Source organism: Bacillus cereus, assembly GCF_007678085.1.
GTDB classification, from domain to species: Bacteria; Bacillota; Bacilli; order Bacillales; family Bacillaceae_G; genus Bacillus_A; species Bacillus_A cereus_BE.
In genome coordinates this window covers 163536-180656 of record NZ_VEDW01000007.1, presented here as the reverse complement: position 1 = coordinate 180656, position 17121 = coordinate 163536, and the positions used below count along the sequence as shown (strand labels likewise).

Here is a 17121-nt window from a genome sequence, read left to right as displayed (position 1 = left end):
TAAAGTTAGTTTGTCTAGCATCTAAAAATAAAAATTGACGTTTCACGTTGTTTGTTTCGTTCAGTTTTCAAAGAACTTGTCCGCCGCTTCAGAAGCGACTTCATCATATTAACATCTTCATTTTTCGATGTCAACTAAGTTTTAAAATTTCTTTTTTGTCGTTTTCTGCGTTTCTGCATCAGCGACGTTTATTAATATACCATCATGATTTTGAAATAACAAGTGTTTTTTTTAAAAAAAACACAAAAAAATCTCCACCCTACTTTCTTCTATATAAAGACACCTCAGCCCCTCTACGGAAAACCACTATTTAAATTGTATATCAATACACTCTAATTAACCAAACTGCATTTCATAACCCCTTCCTAGATTTTCATTCTCTTCTATATTAAAGCCCTGATCATTTTCCTCTCTATAATCAATCCACACTAAAAAATAGATTCACCTTTTCAATCAGCATGTTCACTTCCTAATAAAGTGAACATGCTGATTTTTGGTTTGGTTCCTCCACACAAACTATTAGTTGAACAAATCGGTTCTTTACAAGCAGCTCGACTCCAACTGAATTTTAAGGTAAAGGTCTTATCGTCCGGCGAATAGCGAAATACATAACGAAATTCCCACAAAAACATTAACTTAAGATTATTTTTAGAATTTTTTTACATTTAATTAATGAAAAATATCCATTTTTTGTTATATAGTAAGAAAGGACGTACTCAACTATAAATAAACCAATGGAGGAATCACTTTATGGATAGGTTAACAAAGTTTTCATTAAAAAACCGCGCCGCTGTTATCATCATGGTTTTTCTCATTTCCGTACTCGGCGTTTATTCCGGCTCTAAATTACCTATGGAATTTTTACCAAGCATCGATAATCCAGCAGTCACTGTCACAACCTTATCTCAAGGACTCGACGCTGAAGCGATGACGAAAGAAGTAACTGATCCCCTCGAAAAACAATTTCGCAATTTAGAACACATTGACAGCATCACCTCTTCTACTCACGAGGGATTATCACGCATCGATATCGCGTATACATCCAAAGCAAATATGAAAGACGCAGCACGCGAAGTCGAAAAGGCCATTAATACAATTAAATTACCTACAGATGCAACTAAACCCATAGTCAGCCAATTAAATACTTCTATGATTCCACTCGCTCAAATTGCTATCCAGAAGCAAAACGGATTTTCAAAAGCAGATGAAAAACAAATCGAAAAAGAAATCGTACCACAACTCGAAAGCATTGATGGTGTTGCCAACGTTATGTTTTTCGGAAAATCAGCCTCTGAATTATCTATCATACTAGACCCAAACCAATTAAAAGATAAAAACGTCACAACAGAACAAATATTAAAAGTTTTACAAGGAAAAGAAACTTCCACTCCAGCTGGAGCCGTTACCGTTAGTAAAGAAGAATATAATCTTCGCGTCATTGGGGATATCAAAAATGTAGATGACATTAAAAACGTCACCGTTGCACCTCAAGTAAAATTGCAAGATGTTGCTCAAATTGAACTTAAACAACACTACGATACAATCTCACATATAAATGGAGAAGAAGGAACCGGATTAATCATCATGAAAGAGCCAAGTAAAAACGCGGTTGCAATCGGAAAGGAAATCGATAAAAAAATCAAAGATATAAGTAAACAATATCATGATCAGTTTTCTATTAAACTTTTAGCCTCAACTCATGAGCAAGTTGAAAATGCTGTTACTAGTATGGGAAAAGAAGTGATTCTTGGAGCAATTGCTGCAACCCTAATTATCTTAATCTTTTTGCGTAACTTCCGAACGACACTCATTGCTGTTGTCAGCATTCCATTATCTATTTTATTAACACTCTTTTTACTACACCAATCTAACATTACACTTAATACCCTAACTCTTGGTGGTTTAGCGGTTGCAGTTGGACGTCTCGTCGATGATAGTATCGTTGTCATCGAGAACATTTTTCGGCGTTTACAAAAAGAATCTTTCTCTAAAGATATTATTCTCGATGCAACGAAAGAGGTCGCCGTCGCAATTACTTCTTCTACTTTAACAACGGTCGCTGTTTTCTTACCTATCGGTCTCGTATCAGGAGTAATCGGAAAATTAATGTTACCTATGGTATTAGCAGTTGTATATTCTATACTATCATCCTTAATCGTTGCACTAACAGTTGTTCCACTTATGGCTTTTTTACTACTCAAAAAAACAAAACACAAAAAACCAAGTTCTTCACCACGATATGTCGCTACATTAAAATGGGCTCTTTCGCATAAATTCATTATTCTACTTACTTCTTTTTTATTATTCGCAGGATCGATTGCAGCCTATGTATTACTACCGAAAGCTAACATAAAATCTGAAGACGACACAATGTTATCTATTAACATGACTTTCCCAGCTGATTACGCTCCTGAAACACAAAAACAAAAAGCCTTTGATTTCGAAAAGAAGCTACTTTCTAATTCGGATGTAACGGATGTTATTTTACGAATGGGATCTAGCGCAGAAGATGCACAATGGGGGCAAACGACAAAAAATAATCTCGCAAGTATATTAGTAGTCTTCAAAAAAGGTTCTGATATCGATCAATATATTAAAGAGTTAAAAAAAGAACAGAAAACTTTTGAGCCTGCTGAACTTGATTATATAAAAATGAGTTATTCAAGCTCTGGCGGCGGCAACAATTTGCAATTTAACATAACAGCCACTAACGAAACGAATTTAAAAGAGGCTGCTACTATCGTCGAAACAAAACTAAAAGATATAAGTGCGCTCTCTAAAGTAAAAACGAATTTAGAAGACTCTAAGAAAGAATGGCAAATCCATGTCGATCAAACAAAGGCCGAACAACTAGGATTAACACCAGAATTAGCAGCACAACAAGTAGCATTCCTTATGAAGAAATCACCTATTGGTGAAGTTTCAATCAATAATGAAAAAACAACTATTATGATAGAACACAAAAAAGAAAACATTACTAAACAAGAAGACATCTTAAACACAAACATACTATCACCTACCAATGGACCAATTCCTTTAAAAGACATTGCAACCATTTCAGAAAAGCAACTTCAAACAGAAGTCTTCCATAAAGACGGAAAAGAAACGATTCAAATTACTGCCGAGGCCTCAAATGAAGATTTAAGTAAAGTAAGTGCAGAAGTAAACGAAACGATAGCTAAATTAGACTTACCTAACGGCGCAAAAGTAACTATTGCAGGTGCGACTGAATCTATGCAAGAGAACTTCACAGATTTATTCAAAATTATGGGGATCGCAATCGGGATTGTATATTTAATTATGGTTATCACCTTTGGACAGGCGCGCGCTCCTTTCGCAATTCTGTTCTCCTTGCCATTAGCTGCTGTCGGCGGTATTTTAGGGTTAATCATTTCAGGAACACCCGTTGATGTAAATTCCTTGATCGGCGCATTAATGTTAATCGGGATTGTCGTTACAAACGCTATTGTATTAATAGAAAGAGTACAACAAAATCGGGAACACGGAATGGAAACAAGAGATGCCTTACTAGAAGCGGGATCCACTAGATTACGTCCAATTATTATGACAGCTATAACGACAATCGTCGCAATGCTCCCTCTCCTATTTGGTCAATCGCAAGCAGGAAGTATGGTATCAAAAAGTCTTGCCGTCGTTGTCATCGGTGGTTTAGCAGTCTCAACTGTTCTTACACTAGTAGTCGTTCCAGTTATGTATGAATTATTAGATAAAATCGGGAGAAAAAGACGCTCTCGTAGAAAAATAAGCACTTCCACAGAAACACCTGATATTTAAAAGAAAAAGCGTTATCTTCATGAATGAAGATAACGCTTTTTCTCTACCTACTCATATAATCCATCATTTTTTGAGCATACCACTCTAGCGGTTTACCAGAATCCACAATAAGATATTCACTATTTAAAGGTCTTTTACTACCATCTAACCACTTTTTAAAAGCTACTTCCGAATCCACTCTTTCAATCTGACTGACCATACGTTTACGTTTTTGTAACCTATTATTAATCTCTTCCCTATCATTAAGATAACATTCAATATATTTTACACCATGTTTATTAGACAGCTTAATTCCCTTTTCAACCATCCCTTCATATAAACACGGACTATCCAATATCACACTATGCCCTTGTTCTAAATAAGAATCAATCAATACCCATTCAACATCGTATGATACTCCTCCAACAATCGTCGATTCAATCCCTTTCATTTCTAACGATTGTAACAACGCTGATTTCAAAACGTCATGATCTACAATTACAGCACCAGTTAACTTCGCTATATACTTAGAAACTGTCGATTTTCCCGATCCAGGAAAACCTGACATTTGCAGAAAAAACAAAGTAACTTCCCCTCTCATCCGCACCTATCCGTCTATATTATCAATTACAAATTCAACAATCATTACATCCATTCCTTCTATATTAAAATATAAAAAGAACTCCCTACTTATAAATAGAGAGTTCCTCTTTATCATTTATGCCGCTTTTACTTTCTTCGTCGTTTTACTTTTTCTTTTCGTTCCTGTAAAACGTTTGTGCAATACAGATGCTACTAAGCGTGAAATAACATTGAATAGTAACACCATAATAATTAATACAGCTGCAGATTTTGTCGCAATCAATTTTGCATCCGGAATAACCCCTTCGGAATTTAACTTCCAAATATGAACCGCTAATGTTTCAGCTGGTCTAAATGGATTTAAAGGATGCGCAGGACTTGAGAAGTCCGCTGCTGAATTTAAAATCGGGGATGTTAAACCCGCTGTGTAAATCAACGCTGCCGCTTCACCAAATATACGACCCGCCGCTAAAATAATACCTGTAATAATTTGCGGTAATGACGACGGAATAATAATACGAGCGATCGTTTGCCACTTCGTTGCACCCAATCCAAGACTTGCCTCTTTTACATTATGAGGCACTTCTGAAATTGCATTTTCACAAACACGTGTTAAACCTGGTAAGTTTAAAATAGTTAAAGCAAGGGCACCACCCATTACTGTGTATCCCCAGCCTGTCATAGTAACGAACACTAACAAACCGAATAAACCAACAACAATCGAAGGTAAAGACGCCATTGTCTCAATACATAAACGAACAAAATTTAAAAAACGTCCTTGTTTTGCGTACTCCGCTAAATATATTCCAGCACCTAAACCAAGAGGAATAGATATAACAAGCGTTATAACAAGCATGTAGAAGGAATTGAATAACTGTGGACCAATCCCACCACCAGCTCTTGTATTACTTGGTTCTCCAAACAAGAAATTAGGATCCCAAAATCCCCATCCCTTTTGCAGAATTTCAAACACTAAGAATACTAGTAAAGCTACAACTAAAGCTGCAACTGCATAAAAGATACCTGTCCAAACTTTATTTACTGTTCTTGCATTCATTATTATCGCTCACCTCTTTGCCCAATCGCTCGAATTACTAAAATAAACAGGAATGAAATAACAAGTAAAATCATCGCTAAAGTCCATAGCGCATTGTTCCAAGCAGTTCCGTTTAATGTATTTGTCATGTCCATTGTCAAAATACCAGTTAACGTTGCTGTCGGACTGTATATTCCTTCTGGTAATTTAATTGTGTTCCCGATTACCATTTGAACCGCTAATGCTTCACCAAAAGCACGCGCTAAACCTAAAACAATACCTGTTAAAATCCCTTTTTTCGCAGCAGGAACAATCACTCGGCTAACCGCTTGCCATTTCGTTGATCCTAGACCGTAAGAAGCTTCTAAATAATCAAATGGAACAGAGCGTATTGCATCAGAAGCGATACTAGCAATAGTAGGTAAAATCATAATACTTAATACAACAATACCTGCAATTAAACTAAAGCCCACTCCTCCGAACGAATCACGTAATAGTGGCACTAAAATTGTAACCCCTAATAATCCGTATACAACCGAAGGAATACCAACTAATAATTCTAAAACAGGCTTCAATACTTTATTTCCAAACTTCGGCGAAATTAAATTCATGAATATAGCAAGAGCTATAGCAATTGGCGCACTAATAATAACCGCACCTAACGAAACCACTGTTGAACCTACAATGAAAATCAAAGCCCCAAAGGTTCCTTCGTCAGCATTTGGATTCCATTTTGTCGATGTTAACATCTCAGTAAATGAAATACCGCTTTGTGTAAAAGATTGAATACCTTTACCACAAATAAACGCAATAATAGCTAATGTAATTAAAACAATAAAAATACCACAAAACGTAACAAGCGATCTTCCTATATATTCACTTTTTACGTAATTAATTTGTTTTTTCCCCTTCATCACAGGTCAGACCCCACTTCATAGATTGAAATGAACAGGACTGGCCTTGCAGCCAGCCCCATAAACTTTATTACTTATTTAATTTAGACATTGGGATGTAACCCATATCTTCTACTTGCTTTTCAAAGTCTTTACCTTTTACATAATCAATGTAAGCTTTCGTTGCTTCTTTCGCTTCACCTTTTGTTACCATGTACTCGTAAGACCAGAATGGATATTTACCAGACGAAATGTTTTCAACTTTTGGTTCAGCACCATCAATTTTCACTGTTTGTAGTGCACCTTTTTTGTCGCCAACCATGTAAGACATCGCTAAATAACTTACTGAACCTGGAGTAGAGTTAATCGCTTGCTCTACTGCACCGTTAGAATCTTGTGTCGTACCAGTTCCATCATTAATCTTTGCTTCTTTCATAACTGTCTTTTCAAATGTAGCACGTGTACCAGATGAAGCCGGACGGTTAATTACGTTGATTTTTTCATCTTTCCCGCCTACCTCTTTCCAGTTTGTTACTTTTCCAGTGAAGATATCTTGTACTTGTTGCACTGTTAAGTTATCAACTTTTACATCTTTATTTACGACAAGTGCGAATGCAATACCCGCAACCTTGTTATCTACTAATTCTTTCGCTTTTTCAGCATCTTTTATTTTATCTCCTGATGGAACATCTGAATTACCAATTTGTACTGCACCCGATGCTACTTGGTTAATCCCAGTTCCACTACCGCCACCTTGTACTTGAATAGAAACTTTTGAATTTTTCTCCATGAATTTCTTTCCAGCTTCCTCCGCAAGAGGTAGAAGAGCTGTAGAACCAGCTGCTGCAATCGTACCTGATAATTCTTGTTTTGTATTATCGCTTCCTTTAGCAGTTTCTTTACTAGCTGTATCTTCCGCTTTCCCACATCCAACTAACGCTCCTGCCACCACTAAAGCTGCTAAAGAAAATTTAATACCTTTTTTCATAACCATGTCTTGTACCCCCATTTGGATTATCGCTTTTCGAATTCATTTTCTTTCGAACACAAATTCATTGTAGGACAACAATATTATGTGAGTGTTAAGCAATTTTTAATTTTAAGTAAATGACGATAATACTCTTTAAAAGCTAGGAATCCCAACATTTATAGTTAAAGAATCCAACAAAATCCACACTAATTAAGCAGTAATGTAAATTTAGTCTTAACAATGTAAATTCAATGTAAATGTTTTTCACTCTTTTCCCCTTTTAGTTAAAAATACATTTACAAATCCATTGTATTTTTCAATTTTTACACTCTTATTTTATTTACATTAAACAGAATTTCAGTAATATTTTTTAGTACAACTAAATAAATTGGAACAATTCTAAAAATAAATGAATATTTTTAAAGTACCAATTGACAGCATCATCCAATGTAGTCTACTATATTACTAACAAAAAGTTTACCTAAGGAAACTTTTTAAACTTAAACTAACAATATAGAGATGAGGTAACTTTTATGGTATCGGCTAATACAAAACCACTTTCCGAATTTAAGACAGGAGAGTTTGTACAGATTGAGAAGATACAATTAGAAGGAACTATGAAACGACGTTTATTAGATTTAGGATTTATCCCTGGCGCAACGATTAAAGTATTACAGCGCAGTCCACTTGGAGATCCGGTCGCTTATCAAGTAAGCAATACAACTATTGCACTACGTAAGGAAGAAAGTTCCCTTATTTTCGGGGTATTAATAGGAGATGATTTCAGATGAGCAAACATCGCATTGCTTTAGCTGGCAACCCGAACACCGGGAAAAGTACATTATTTAATACTTTAACAGGCTTAAAACAACACACTGGAAACTGGACGGGAAAAACTGTTTTAAAAGCTGAAGGGGAATATGAACATAACGGAAGTAAATATACATTAATAGATTTACCTGGAACTTACTCACTATATTCAAATTCTGCGGATGAAGAAGTAGCAAGAGATTATATTATATTTGAAAAGCCAGAAGTAACTGTAGTTGTTATTGATGCAACTGCAATGGAAAGAAATTTAAATTTAGCACTCCAAGTGATGGAAATGACAAGCAATGTAGTCATTTGTATTAATTTAATTGATGAAGCGGAGAAAAAAGGCATCGTTATTGATGAAAAGAAATTAGCGAAATCACTTGGTGTACCGGTAGTTAAAATTTCAGCCCGAAACCGAGTTGGTATTGGGCATTTACTAAGCGTCATTGCTAAAGTAGCAAATAAAAAGCTAATTCCAACACCAATTAAAATTTCTTACAGCGAAAAAATCGAAAGTATGATTCAGGAATTAGAACCACAAATTTATAAAGTGTTCGGTGATATGTATCCAGCACGTTGGATTGCGTTACGTATATTAGATGGAGATAAAAATTTCTTAACTACACTTCAAAAATATCATAACGAACCACTTGTAAGGGAGGTCGTAATAAATGGAATCTCACTCAGCCAGTAAAGCTCTTCCATTGGACTATATTATTCAACATGCACAAACACTTTCAAAAGAAGATATACGAGATGACATTGTCGGAGATATTTACCGAACATCTGCAAGCATATGTAAAGAATCTGTTCAATATACAAATACTGATAAATTGTATCGTTCCGAAAAACTAGATAAAATTTTCACATCTCCAATCTGGGGATTCCCAATTATGCTCGGTATTTTATCTATCATTTTTTATCTTACAATCGCTGGTGCTAACGTACCGTCTGATATGATTGCTGAGTTTTTCGGATGGGCCGAAGGATATTTAACATCTTGGTTCCAAGCTGCGCATGCACCTGAATGGTTACATGGTATTTTAATACTCGGTTTATTCCGTGGTATCGGTGCTGTTATTAGCGTTATGTTACCACCTATGGCCATCTTTTTCCCGATGTTCGCACTATTAGAAAACTACGGATACTTACCACGCGTTGCATTTAATATGGACCGCTTATTTAAACGCTCTGGTGCACATGGCAAACAATCTTTAACAATGGCAATGGGCTTTGGTTGTAACGCAGCAGCCATCATGTCAACGCGTATTATTGAATCACCACGTGAACGTATGCTTGCAATCTTAACAAACAACTTCGTTCCTTGTAACGGTCGCTGGCCGATGTTAATTTTAATGGCTTCATTATTTATGGCTGCTGGTTATACAGGTAGTATGCAAACATTAGTTACTGCTGGTGTTGTAGTTGGGATGGTTGTAATTGGTGTTATTATGACATTAACTGTTTCTTGGGTACTATCAAAAACAGCTTTAAAAGGTGTTCCAACTCACTACACACTTGAGTTACCACCGTACCGCAAGCCAAAAGTTTGGAATACAATTGTACGTGCAACACTTGATAAATCAGTCTACGTTTTAAAGCGAGCTGTCGTTGTTGCTGCCCCTGCGGCTGCATTAACTTGGTTACTAGCTAATATTTTTATCGGTGACACAAGCTTACTTATGTATTTTGTAAACTTCCTAGATCCCTTTGCTAAAATGTTAGGACTTGACGGTTTTATTTTAGCTGCGTTCATTCTTGGACTACCGGCGAATGAAATTGTTATCCCAATTTTACTAATGTCTTATTTATCAACCGGAGCTTTAACTGAAATAGATGATTTTAACCAAATTAAAAATCTATTCTTAGAAAACGGTTGGACTTGGTTAACAGCGTTAAACACAATGTTGTTCTCACTTCTTCATTTCCCATGTGGAACAACACTGGTTAACATATATAAAGAAACAAAAAGTGCCAAATGGACATTCTTATCGTTTGCAATCCCTACCGTTATCGCCATTGTTGTGACATTCCTCTCTACACAATTGGTACATTGGTTAGGGCTTGTATAAAGCAAAGCATACATAGAAGGTATCCCCCTTCACATTTGCTTTGCGCGAAAGAAACCTGAAAATCATTCAGGTTTCTTTTTTTGCGCATCAGTATTCCAAGGCTGCGCTCCATACATTGTGAGTTTCTTATGAATAAAGTATATGGCTCCCGGAAGAGCCGCCATTAATATCGTGCAACTAATTCCTAATCCAGTAAACAATTTCCATCACCTTATTTCACTTTCTTCGGTAAAGCTGAGCCTGAATGTTCAATTGTCGGATTAACATGAACATTAATTTCAGCATTACTAAAATAATTCTGACCTTGATCCCAATTCTTACTAATTTTCTTCCACTCTTTATAATTATGCCTCTTATATGCCTCTCCTAATTCCAATACATCTACCTTATATTTTTTTTGAACAAGCTGTATAGACTTTTCAATACGCTTCTTCATTTCCTTTGAAATCTCTTTCTTTAAAAGCTTTTCATTCATCACTTGTTTCGGTTCATTAAAATGTAACTCAGCTAATATGCCTTCTGTGGACAATTGAATATCAAACTTCGGTTTTGTAGCATTTTCAGTAGACACCTGGATCTTTCGGCGCAACTTATGAATTTCATATGTAATGAGCTGATTCTTTTTACGAACAGTAAAGAAACCTCCAATTTTTTTACCTATTACATAGTTCATTCCTAATGTTTGTTCTCCACTCAAAGTTCCAACGCACTTATTATCCTTTCCACGGATCAATGCCGCTCCTTCCATTTGTACCCCTTGTTTAGTTAATCCTAAGAGAGGTAATGCAAAACTTCGATCCGCGATCATTTTCCCTTGTACCTCACCAATTCTCGCCGCCTCAATCATTTGAGCGTTTTTCGGAGGATGTTCAGCTAACATATCAATGTACTGCGCCGGTAAGTTTTCAGGTTTGGCGCTCTGTTTTAAAATAGATTCTGCATTTTTCTTGGAAACGAACAAACGAATATTTCTTCTCATTTCATGATCACGAAAATATACATCTAACGTATTTTGCAAAACATACGGATTCGCTAGTAATTCATCCGAAAAAATAATGACTTGTATATGCGGAAAAAATAATGTTCGACTAATTTTTTTAGCAATTATTCTTATTTGCTCAAAGACGCTATCTGCTTTCGCACTTACGTTAATATAATTTTCACTATCTCCATCGCCCTGTCCACCTTGTTGTGCTAACTTACTGGGAAGTACCATCTGATACGTCCCTTTCATAATCGGATTTGATTTCTTTTTCTTCACAATATCGTAAGCTGCGCCTACTACAAATCCTCTTTCTTCTATTTCTTCCAGTTCAGAACACCCACTTATAAATCCAGCTAAAACCATAACCATTATAATTTTAAGAAGGTTTTTCATTTCTACCATTCCTTCTTTTTATTTTATATACAATAAAAACTAACAAAGGAGCTAACACGACAAACCCCATATCTATCCAGGCTAAATATGTTCCATAACTTGATAACGTATCTAAATTACCAGGGAGCATATTCAACATAAAAATTATAGGCGCGCTTCCGAAAATAAAAATATGTTTCTTCACTTTCGGAAACATGGCACAAAACAATAAAGATGCGACGTCATAGTACATTGCTGTAGTGTTATAAATAGTAATAATCCAAGTCGTAAAAAAAATTGCATCGAACCTTTCTAAAAAACCTCCACCAATTTCAATCTCTTTCCCTAATTCAATTGTTGGATATGTCAATCCACGAGTTGTCATATACGTAAAAACACTAATACAAGTTACATAAATTAAAATATATGAGAGCACATTTACTATCACGGCTTTTGCAACTGCCATTGGTGCCTTTTTCGCTGTCTTATCATTCAACAACACAGCATAAAACAGAGCTACCTCAAATCCAATAAATGTGAATATAGAATTTTTAACCCCAACAGCGTACTGACTTACTTCCGTTTGAAAAGCTGGAAATAAATTATTTATTTCCATTAAATTTATATTCAATAAAGAAAGAAGCACTATCGCAATTAAAACAATAGGTAAAAATAGAACATTTAACCTTAATAAAGCCGCTCTTGATCCTGCTATTCCGTAAATAACAACTAGTAAGAAGAAGAAAGACAGTAGTTGTATCGGTGTCTCACTAAATAAATATGTTTGAGAAATAATTGAAATCATTCGCGATTCATATGCTGTCAAAGCAGCAAACGTCAATACTAAAATACTACTAATTGTGTATGCAACAGGCTTCGTCAAATGCGCACTTGTATATTGAACAAAGTTTTGTTTCGGGAATAAAATAGCTACCCTCGTTACAAACCAACCTAAAACTGCACATACTAATCCACCCAAAAGTAAAATAATCCAACCGTCCGAAAATAAAGTTTGATTAGCAATATCTCGTGGCATAGACAATGCTCCTATACCAATAATGGTCGATGATACCGCAAACCCAATTTCCCGAGATCCAATCTCTTCATCGCCATACTCAAATGGTTTCAATTATTTTCGCTCCTTTGGACGTATTGTAGAATCTTTCGTTTGTAAATATTCTGGTCTATCTTTCAACATCGATTTCGGCATACGAATAAACTCTTCTTTCCAATCTTTATAAAATGCAGGAGCGATTGGAGTTGTATACGGTACACCAACGCTTGTTAAATTTGTAATATGAACAGCAAGCGCAATAAGCGCTAAAATAATCCCATACAAACCAAAAGCAGTCGCTGCTAATACAAAGACGAAAAGTAAAATACGAAACGTAATCGTAATGCTATATACAGGGAGAGAAAAGGTAGCAATAGCTGTAACCGCAATAATAATAACTAAAAAAGGATTTACAATTCCTGCGTTCACCGCTGCTTCTCCAATTACAAGGCCACCTACAATCCCAATTGTTTGCCCCATCGGTTTCGGCAACCTAATTCCTGCTTCTCGTATTAGCTCCATCGTTAATGCCATCATTAACGTTTCAATATATGCAGGAAACGGAACCCCTTCTCTTGCCCCAGCAATTGAATAAGCCAATTTAGAAGGAATAAGCCCTTGGTGATATGAGACGAGCGCCACATACATCGCTGGCATTAAAATCGCAATTATACCAGAACCCATCCGCAAAATTCTTAATAAAGTCCCAATTACCCAACGCTCATAATGATCTTCCACAGATTGAAAAATATCAACAAATACTAGCGGAGCTATAAGGGCAAACGGTGATCCATCCACCAAAATAGCTGCCTTTCCTTTCGCTAATGAGGCCACAATATTATCAGGCCTTTCCGTATTCAAAAACTGCGGAAACGGTGACAAATTATTATCTTGAATTAATTGCTCAATCGTACCAGTCTCAAAAACGACATCTGTCTCTATTGATTGAAGACGCCGATCTAGCTCTTTTACAATGTAAGGATTAATAATGTCTTCTATATATACTAACGTCACTTCTTTTTGGGATCTCTTCCCCATAATATAAGATTGGAATCTCAGCTTTGGGTCACGTAAACTACGACGAATTAACATTTTATTCACATTAATATCTTCATTTAACCCAACTCTTGGTCCACGGATTAAATCTTCTGTTACCGGCGGTTCTAAACTTCTTTTTTCCCACGCTCTACTATTAATCACGATAGCGGTTTGAATATTATCAATTAATATAACCGTATCTCCCGCTAAAATCGCATTTATAATATCCGGAAACGTTGTCTTCTTACCAACTTCCGCAATAGAAATAAAACGATCTAATAACGTCTGAACGACAGCTGCTTCTTTTTGTACTTCTTCATATTGGAGTGTACGAACTACATATTTATAAACATTATCCTTATCTGTTAACCCACATAAAAAAATAACAGCACAGCGTGTAAAACTACCAGCAAGGGCAACCTCCCTAATTGTTAAATCATTAGGCGAACCTAACTCATCCCTAATTTCTTTCATAACTTCAAATAAGTTACCTTTTAGCTCTAACAAGTCCCCCACCTAACTTCCTTTTCAACAAGTTTTTAGTTAGATTCCGCTAATAGAAGAAAATATATACAAAAAAGAGCTATCTCTTTTCAAAGATAGCTCTAGCTCACAGATTACTTTCCTACTATTATATTGTCTGTTTGTATAGATACATTTTTCGTGAATCCGCTAACGATAAACATTACAATCATATTCATTAACAATGCGACTATACCTACATTTAAATCTTTTATATATTGAGGAAAACCCGGAAACATAGTAGCTATAGTTGAACCAGATAAAGTAATATATGCGACCACTAACAACCCCATGCACATTCCTGCAATTGCACCTTGCTTCGTAATAACTTGACGTGGAAACAAACTACATACAAGGGCCGGGAAAAGTTGCGTTACTATACTATACCCCATTAAAAGAAGTGCCCCTATTGTTTCTCCACCTTTAAATGTAAACAATACTGCAACAAGTGTTACTACAGGCACAAATAATTTTGCAACTTTCGCAACTTGTCTATCTGAAGCAGATGGGACCATTGTTCGGTAAATGTTTTTTGCTAACAAAGTAGATGCCGCCATAACAAGCATGGAACCCGGAACTAATGCGGTTAAAACCCCAGCACTACCAATAATCCCAATAAACCACGGATCAAAAGTTTGAAGAGCGAGACGGAATAACGAAAGATCTACATCCCCTCCCTTTAATCCAGGCACTTGCAGTATAGCAGCAAAACCTGCAAAGAATACGAAAAGTAAGACTAAAGAATAGAGTGGCATAATGGCCGCATTTTTACGAAATACTTTTTCATTTTTTGCAGAGAAAGCCGAAGCAAATGTATGGGGCCACATATAGAAACCGAGAGCTGTTAATACAATAGTAGAAACAAACCAAGAAATGCTCATTCCTTCATCAGGTAAAGATAAAAAGCCTGGTTTCGCTGCTTCTACCGCTTCAAACATCGGCTGAAATCCTCCGTAATAATGGTACGGTAAATATATACCTAAAAACATAACGATAAACAGGATCATAATATCCTTCAAAGCGGCTGTCCAAGCAGATCCGTGTATGCCTGAAACCATTACATATATCGTTATGACAATTGCACCAATCCAAACTGCAATAACCGGTGATACCCTTCCGTAAGAGGCTTCCGAAACGATAATCCCCAACCCTTTTAACTGTAAAACAAGGTAGGGGATAATTGAAATAACCCCAATGATAGAAACGATAATGCCAAGTGTCTGACTCTTATATTTCTTCACAAAAAAATCTGGCTGTGAAACAAGATTATGCTCTTTCGCATACTTCCAAACTGGCGGCAATAAAAAGTAAGATAAAATATAAGCTAATGCACCATAACCTAAAATATAGAACGTAGGCGCTCCTTTACTATAAGCCCATCCACTTCCGCCTAAAAATGTGAACGTCGTATAAATTTCACCTGCCATTAGAAGAAAAACAAAAATAGTGCCAAATCCTCTTCCACCAACTGACCATTGCTCTAAATTCATATCTTTTCCATGTTGTGCCCGAATCCCTAAAAATAGTGCGAGAAACAAAAATAAAATAATGATAAGTAATGCGGTCATTTCACATCCCCCTTATTAGCAGGATCAAATATATAAACGAGCCCCATACAAAGAGACGTAATGAGCACCGATAATAATACCCAAAATAATAAAAATGGCATCCCTAATACGTAAGGAGTAACTGAATTAGCAAATACTGGTCCAATAACTAAACAAAAAACTGGAATAAGCGCTACTACGTGTATTTTCTTCATCTCATTCTCCTTTACTTATAAAATTCATAATGGATGATACAAAGACTTCCACTCCAATCGGTAATGCATCTTCATCAATCGTAAAACGAGGGTGATGGTGAGGATATATAATTCCTTTCTCCTTATTTCCTGCACCGATAAAAAAGAATGTCCCTGGCGCCTTTTGTAAAAACGCTGAAAAGTCTTCCCCAGCCATCGTCGGCTGTAAACGAGTAACGCGTTCCCTTCCATAAAGCTGTAATGCCGTTTGCTCAATAACCTCTGTAACTTCATAATCATTTACTACCGGTCGATATCCATATTCATAAGAAAACTTATATTTCGCCCCGTAAGCTTCCGTCACATGCTTCACAATCCGTTCAATCCTTTTCTCTGTTACTTCTCGCAACTCATGTCTTAAACTCCGCACTGTCCCCTCAATCTCCGCTTGTTCTGGAATCACATTATGTGTTGTCCCAGCGTGAAATTGCGTAACAGATACTACAAGGGAATCTAACGGATCTGTGAGGCGAGATACAACTTGCTGAAGTTGCGCAACAACTTGTGTACCGATTGCAATACTATCAACTGTTTCATGAGGGATTCCAGCATGTCCACCTTTTCCTTCTATCGTAATTTTAAAAACATCCGGGGCAGCCATTGCAGCACCATAAATTACACCTATTTTACCAACCTGTAACGATGCCCAAAGGTGAGCACCAATAATATAATCCACACCTTCCATTACACCCGCTGCAACCATTTCCTCTGCACCGCCAGGAAAGTTTTCTTCTGCATGTTGAAAGAGAAAACGAATCTCCCCTTTAATCTTCTCTCTTTCCTCTACTAACTTATGTACAACCCCAAGTAATATCGCTATATGTCCATCATGGCCACATGCATGCATCACACCTGAATATGTGGAAATAAAATCAAACTCATTTTCTTCGTGAATAGGAAGAGCATCCATGTCAGCACGGACCGCGATGGTTTTACCAGGCTGTTTACCAATTAACCTTGCCATTACACTATATTTAGTAGGTCTTGACACTTCTAAATGTGGGATTTCCCGAAGTATATTGAATACAAACTGTGATGTTTTTTCTTCTTGAAAAGATAACTCTGGATACTTATGAAAATGCCTTCTCCACTCAATCAACTGATTCTTTAATAAAACAAGTTCCTTTGCGACATCCATTTCTCTTCATCCCTTCTTCACTAAGTTAAATGTTATTATAACGTGAATTGTTAACTTTTAAAAGAATC

The 17121-nt window shown here is 36.3% G+C and carries 15 protein-coding genes; 4 read left to right on the top strand and 11 right to left on the bottom strand.

Annotated features, from left to right (window positions below; genetic code table 11):
* Positions 1 to 750 precede the first annotated feature (750 nt).
* Positions 751 to 3795 carry an efflux RND transporter permease subunit gene (locus FS742_RS25140; protein ID WP_144615882.1) on the top strand — a complete coding sequence of 1015 codons (3045 nt, stop codon included), beginning with the start codon at positions 751 to 753 and terminating at the stop codon, positions 3793 to 3795.
* A gap of 43 nt (positions 3796 to 3838) precedes the next feature.
* Here FS742_RS25140 and FS742_RS25135 read toward each other — a convergent pair whose 3' ends face one another.
* The 4 genes from FS742_RS25135 to FS742_RS25120 form a co-directional block, all read right to left on the bottom strand.
* A complete protein-coding gene (locus tag FS742_RS25135; protein ID WP_144615880.1) occupies positions 3839 to 4357 on the bottom strand; it encodes a P-loop nucleotide/nucleoside kinase family protein in 519 nt (172 codons plus the stop codon).
* Positions 4358 to 4492: 135 nt separating this feature from the next.
* Positions 4493 to 5413 carry a phosphate ABC transporter permease PstA gene (pstA, locus tag FS742_RS25130; RefSeq protein WP_144615878.1) on the bottom strand — a complete coding sequence of 307 codons (921 nt, stop codon included), beginning with the start codon at positions 5411 to 5413 and terminating at the stop codon, positions 4493 to 4495.
* A 2-nt stretch (positions 5414 to 5415) separates the two neighbouring features.
* The gene (pstC, locus tag FS742_RS25125) at positions 5416 to 6306 is read right to left on the bottom strand and encodes a phosphate ABC transporter permease subunit PstC (protein ID WP_000676674.1); all 891 of its coding nucleotides are present in this window, start codon (positions 6304 to 6306) and stop codon (positions 5416 to 5418) included.
* Between the two features lie 70 nt (positions 6307 to 6376).
* Positions 6377 to 7279: a phosphate ABC transporter substrate-binding protein PstS family protein gene (locus FS742_RS25120; RefSeq protein ID WP_000245105.1), complete on the bottom strand. Its 903-nt coding sequence runs from the start codon at positions 7277 to 7279 to the stop codon at positions 6377 to 6379.
* 509 nt (positions 7280 to 7788) lie between these two features.
* Between FS742_RS25120 and FS742_RS25115 the strand changes: the two genes are divergently transcribed.
* From FS742_RS25115 to FS742_RS25105, 3 genes are read left to right on the top strand one after another with little or no spacing between them, the layout of a single operon-like run.
* Positions 7789 to 8046: a FeoA family protein gene (locus FS742_RS25115; protein ID WP_000252989.1), complete on the top strand. Its 258-nt coding sequence runs from the start codon at positions 7789 to 7791 to the stop codon at positions 8044 to 8046.
* On the top strand, positions 8043 to 8765 hold the full coding sequence (locus FS742_RS25110; protein ID WP_144615876.1) for a FeoB small GTPase domain-containing protein: 723 nt from the start codon (positions 8043 to 8045) through the stop codon (positions 8763 to 8765). Before FS742_RS25115 ends, FS742_RS25110 begins: the two co-directional genes overlap by 4 nt.
* Entirely contained in the window at positions 8743 to 10143 is a 1401-nt protein-coding gene (locus FS742_RS25105) for a nucleoside recognition domain-containing protein (protein WP_144615874.1), read from the top strand. Before FS742_RS25110 ends, FS742_RS25105 begins: the two co-directional genes overlap by 23 nt.
* 62 nt (positions 10144 to 10205) lie before the next feature.
* Here the strand turns inward: FS742_RS25105 and FS742_RS27735 are convergent, their stop codons facing one another.
* The 7 genes from FS742_RS27735 to FS742_RS25075 all read right to left on the bottom strand — a co-directional run bounded on the left by FS742_RS27735 (position 10206) and on the right by FS742_RS25075 (position 17053).
* Positions 10206 to 10343 (bottom strand): hypothetical protein, encoded by a 138-nt coding sequence (locus FS742_RS27735; RefSeq protein ID WP_186327215.1) that lies wholly within the window; start codon positions 10341 to 10343, stop codon positions 10206 to 10208.
* Between the two features lie 11 nt (positions 10344 to 10354).
* Positions 10355 to 11521, bottom strand: coding sequence for a spore germination protein GerLC (gerLC, locus tag FS742_RS25100; RefSeq protein WP_144615872.1), 1167 nt, complete (start codon positions 11519 to 11521; stop codon positions 10355 to 10357).
* The gene (gene gerLB, locus FS742_RS25095; RefSeq protein ID WP_144615870.1) at positions 11505 to 12629 is read right to left on the bottom strand and encodes a spore germination protein GerLB; all 1125 of its coding nucleotides are present in this window, start codon (positions 12627 to 12629) and stop codon (positions 11505 to 11507) included. Before gerLB ends, gerLC begins: the two co-directional genes overlap by 17 nt.
* On the bottom strand, positions 12630 to 14108 hold the full coding sequence (gene gerLA / locus FS742_RS25090; protein WP_144615868.1) for a spore germination protein GerLA: 1479 nt from the start codon (positions 14106 to 14108) through the stop codon (positions 12630 to 12632). It lies immediately after the preceding gene.
* 101 nt (positions 14109 to 14209) lie between these two features.
* Complete coding sequence (locus tag FS742_RS25085) at positions 14210 to 15682, bottom strand: sodium:solute symporter family protein (RefSeq protein WP_144615867.1); 1473 nt, start codon at positions 15680 to 15682, stop codon at positions 14210 to 14212.
* Complete coding sequence (locus FS742_RS25080) at positions 15679 to 15876, bottom strand: DUF3311 domain-containing protein (RefSeq protein ID WP_144615865.1); 198 nt, start codon at positions 15874 to 15876, stop codon at positions 15679 to 15681. Before FS742_RS25080 ends, FS742_RS25085 begins: the two co-directional genes overlap by 4 nt.
* A gap of 1 nt (position 15877) precedes the next feature.
* Entirely contained in the window at positions 15878 to 17053 is a 1176-nt protein-coding gene (locus tag FS742_RS25075; RefSeq protein WP_144615863.1) for an amidohydrolase, read from the bottom strand.
* Between the last annotated feature and the right edge of the window lie 68 nt (positions 17054 to 17121).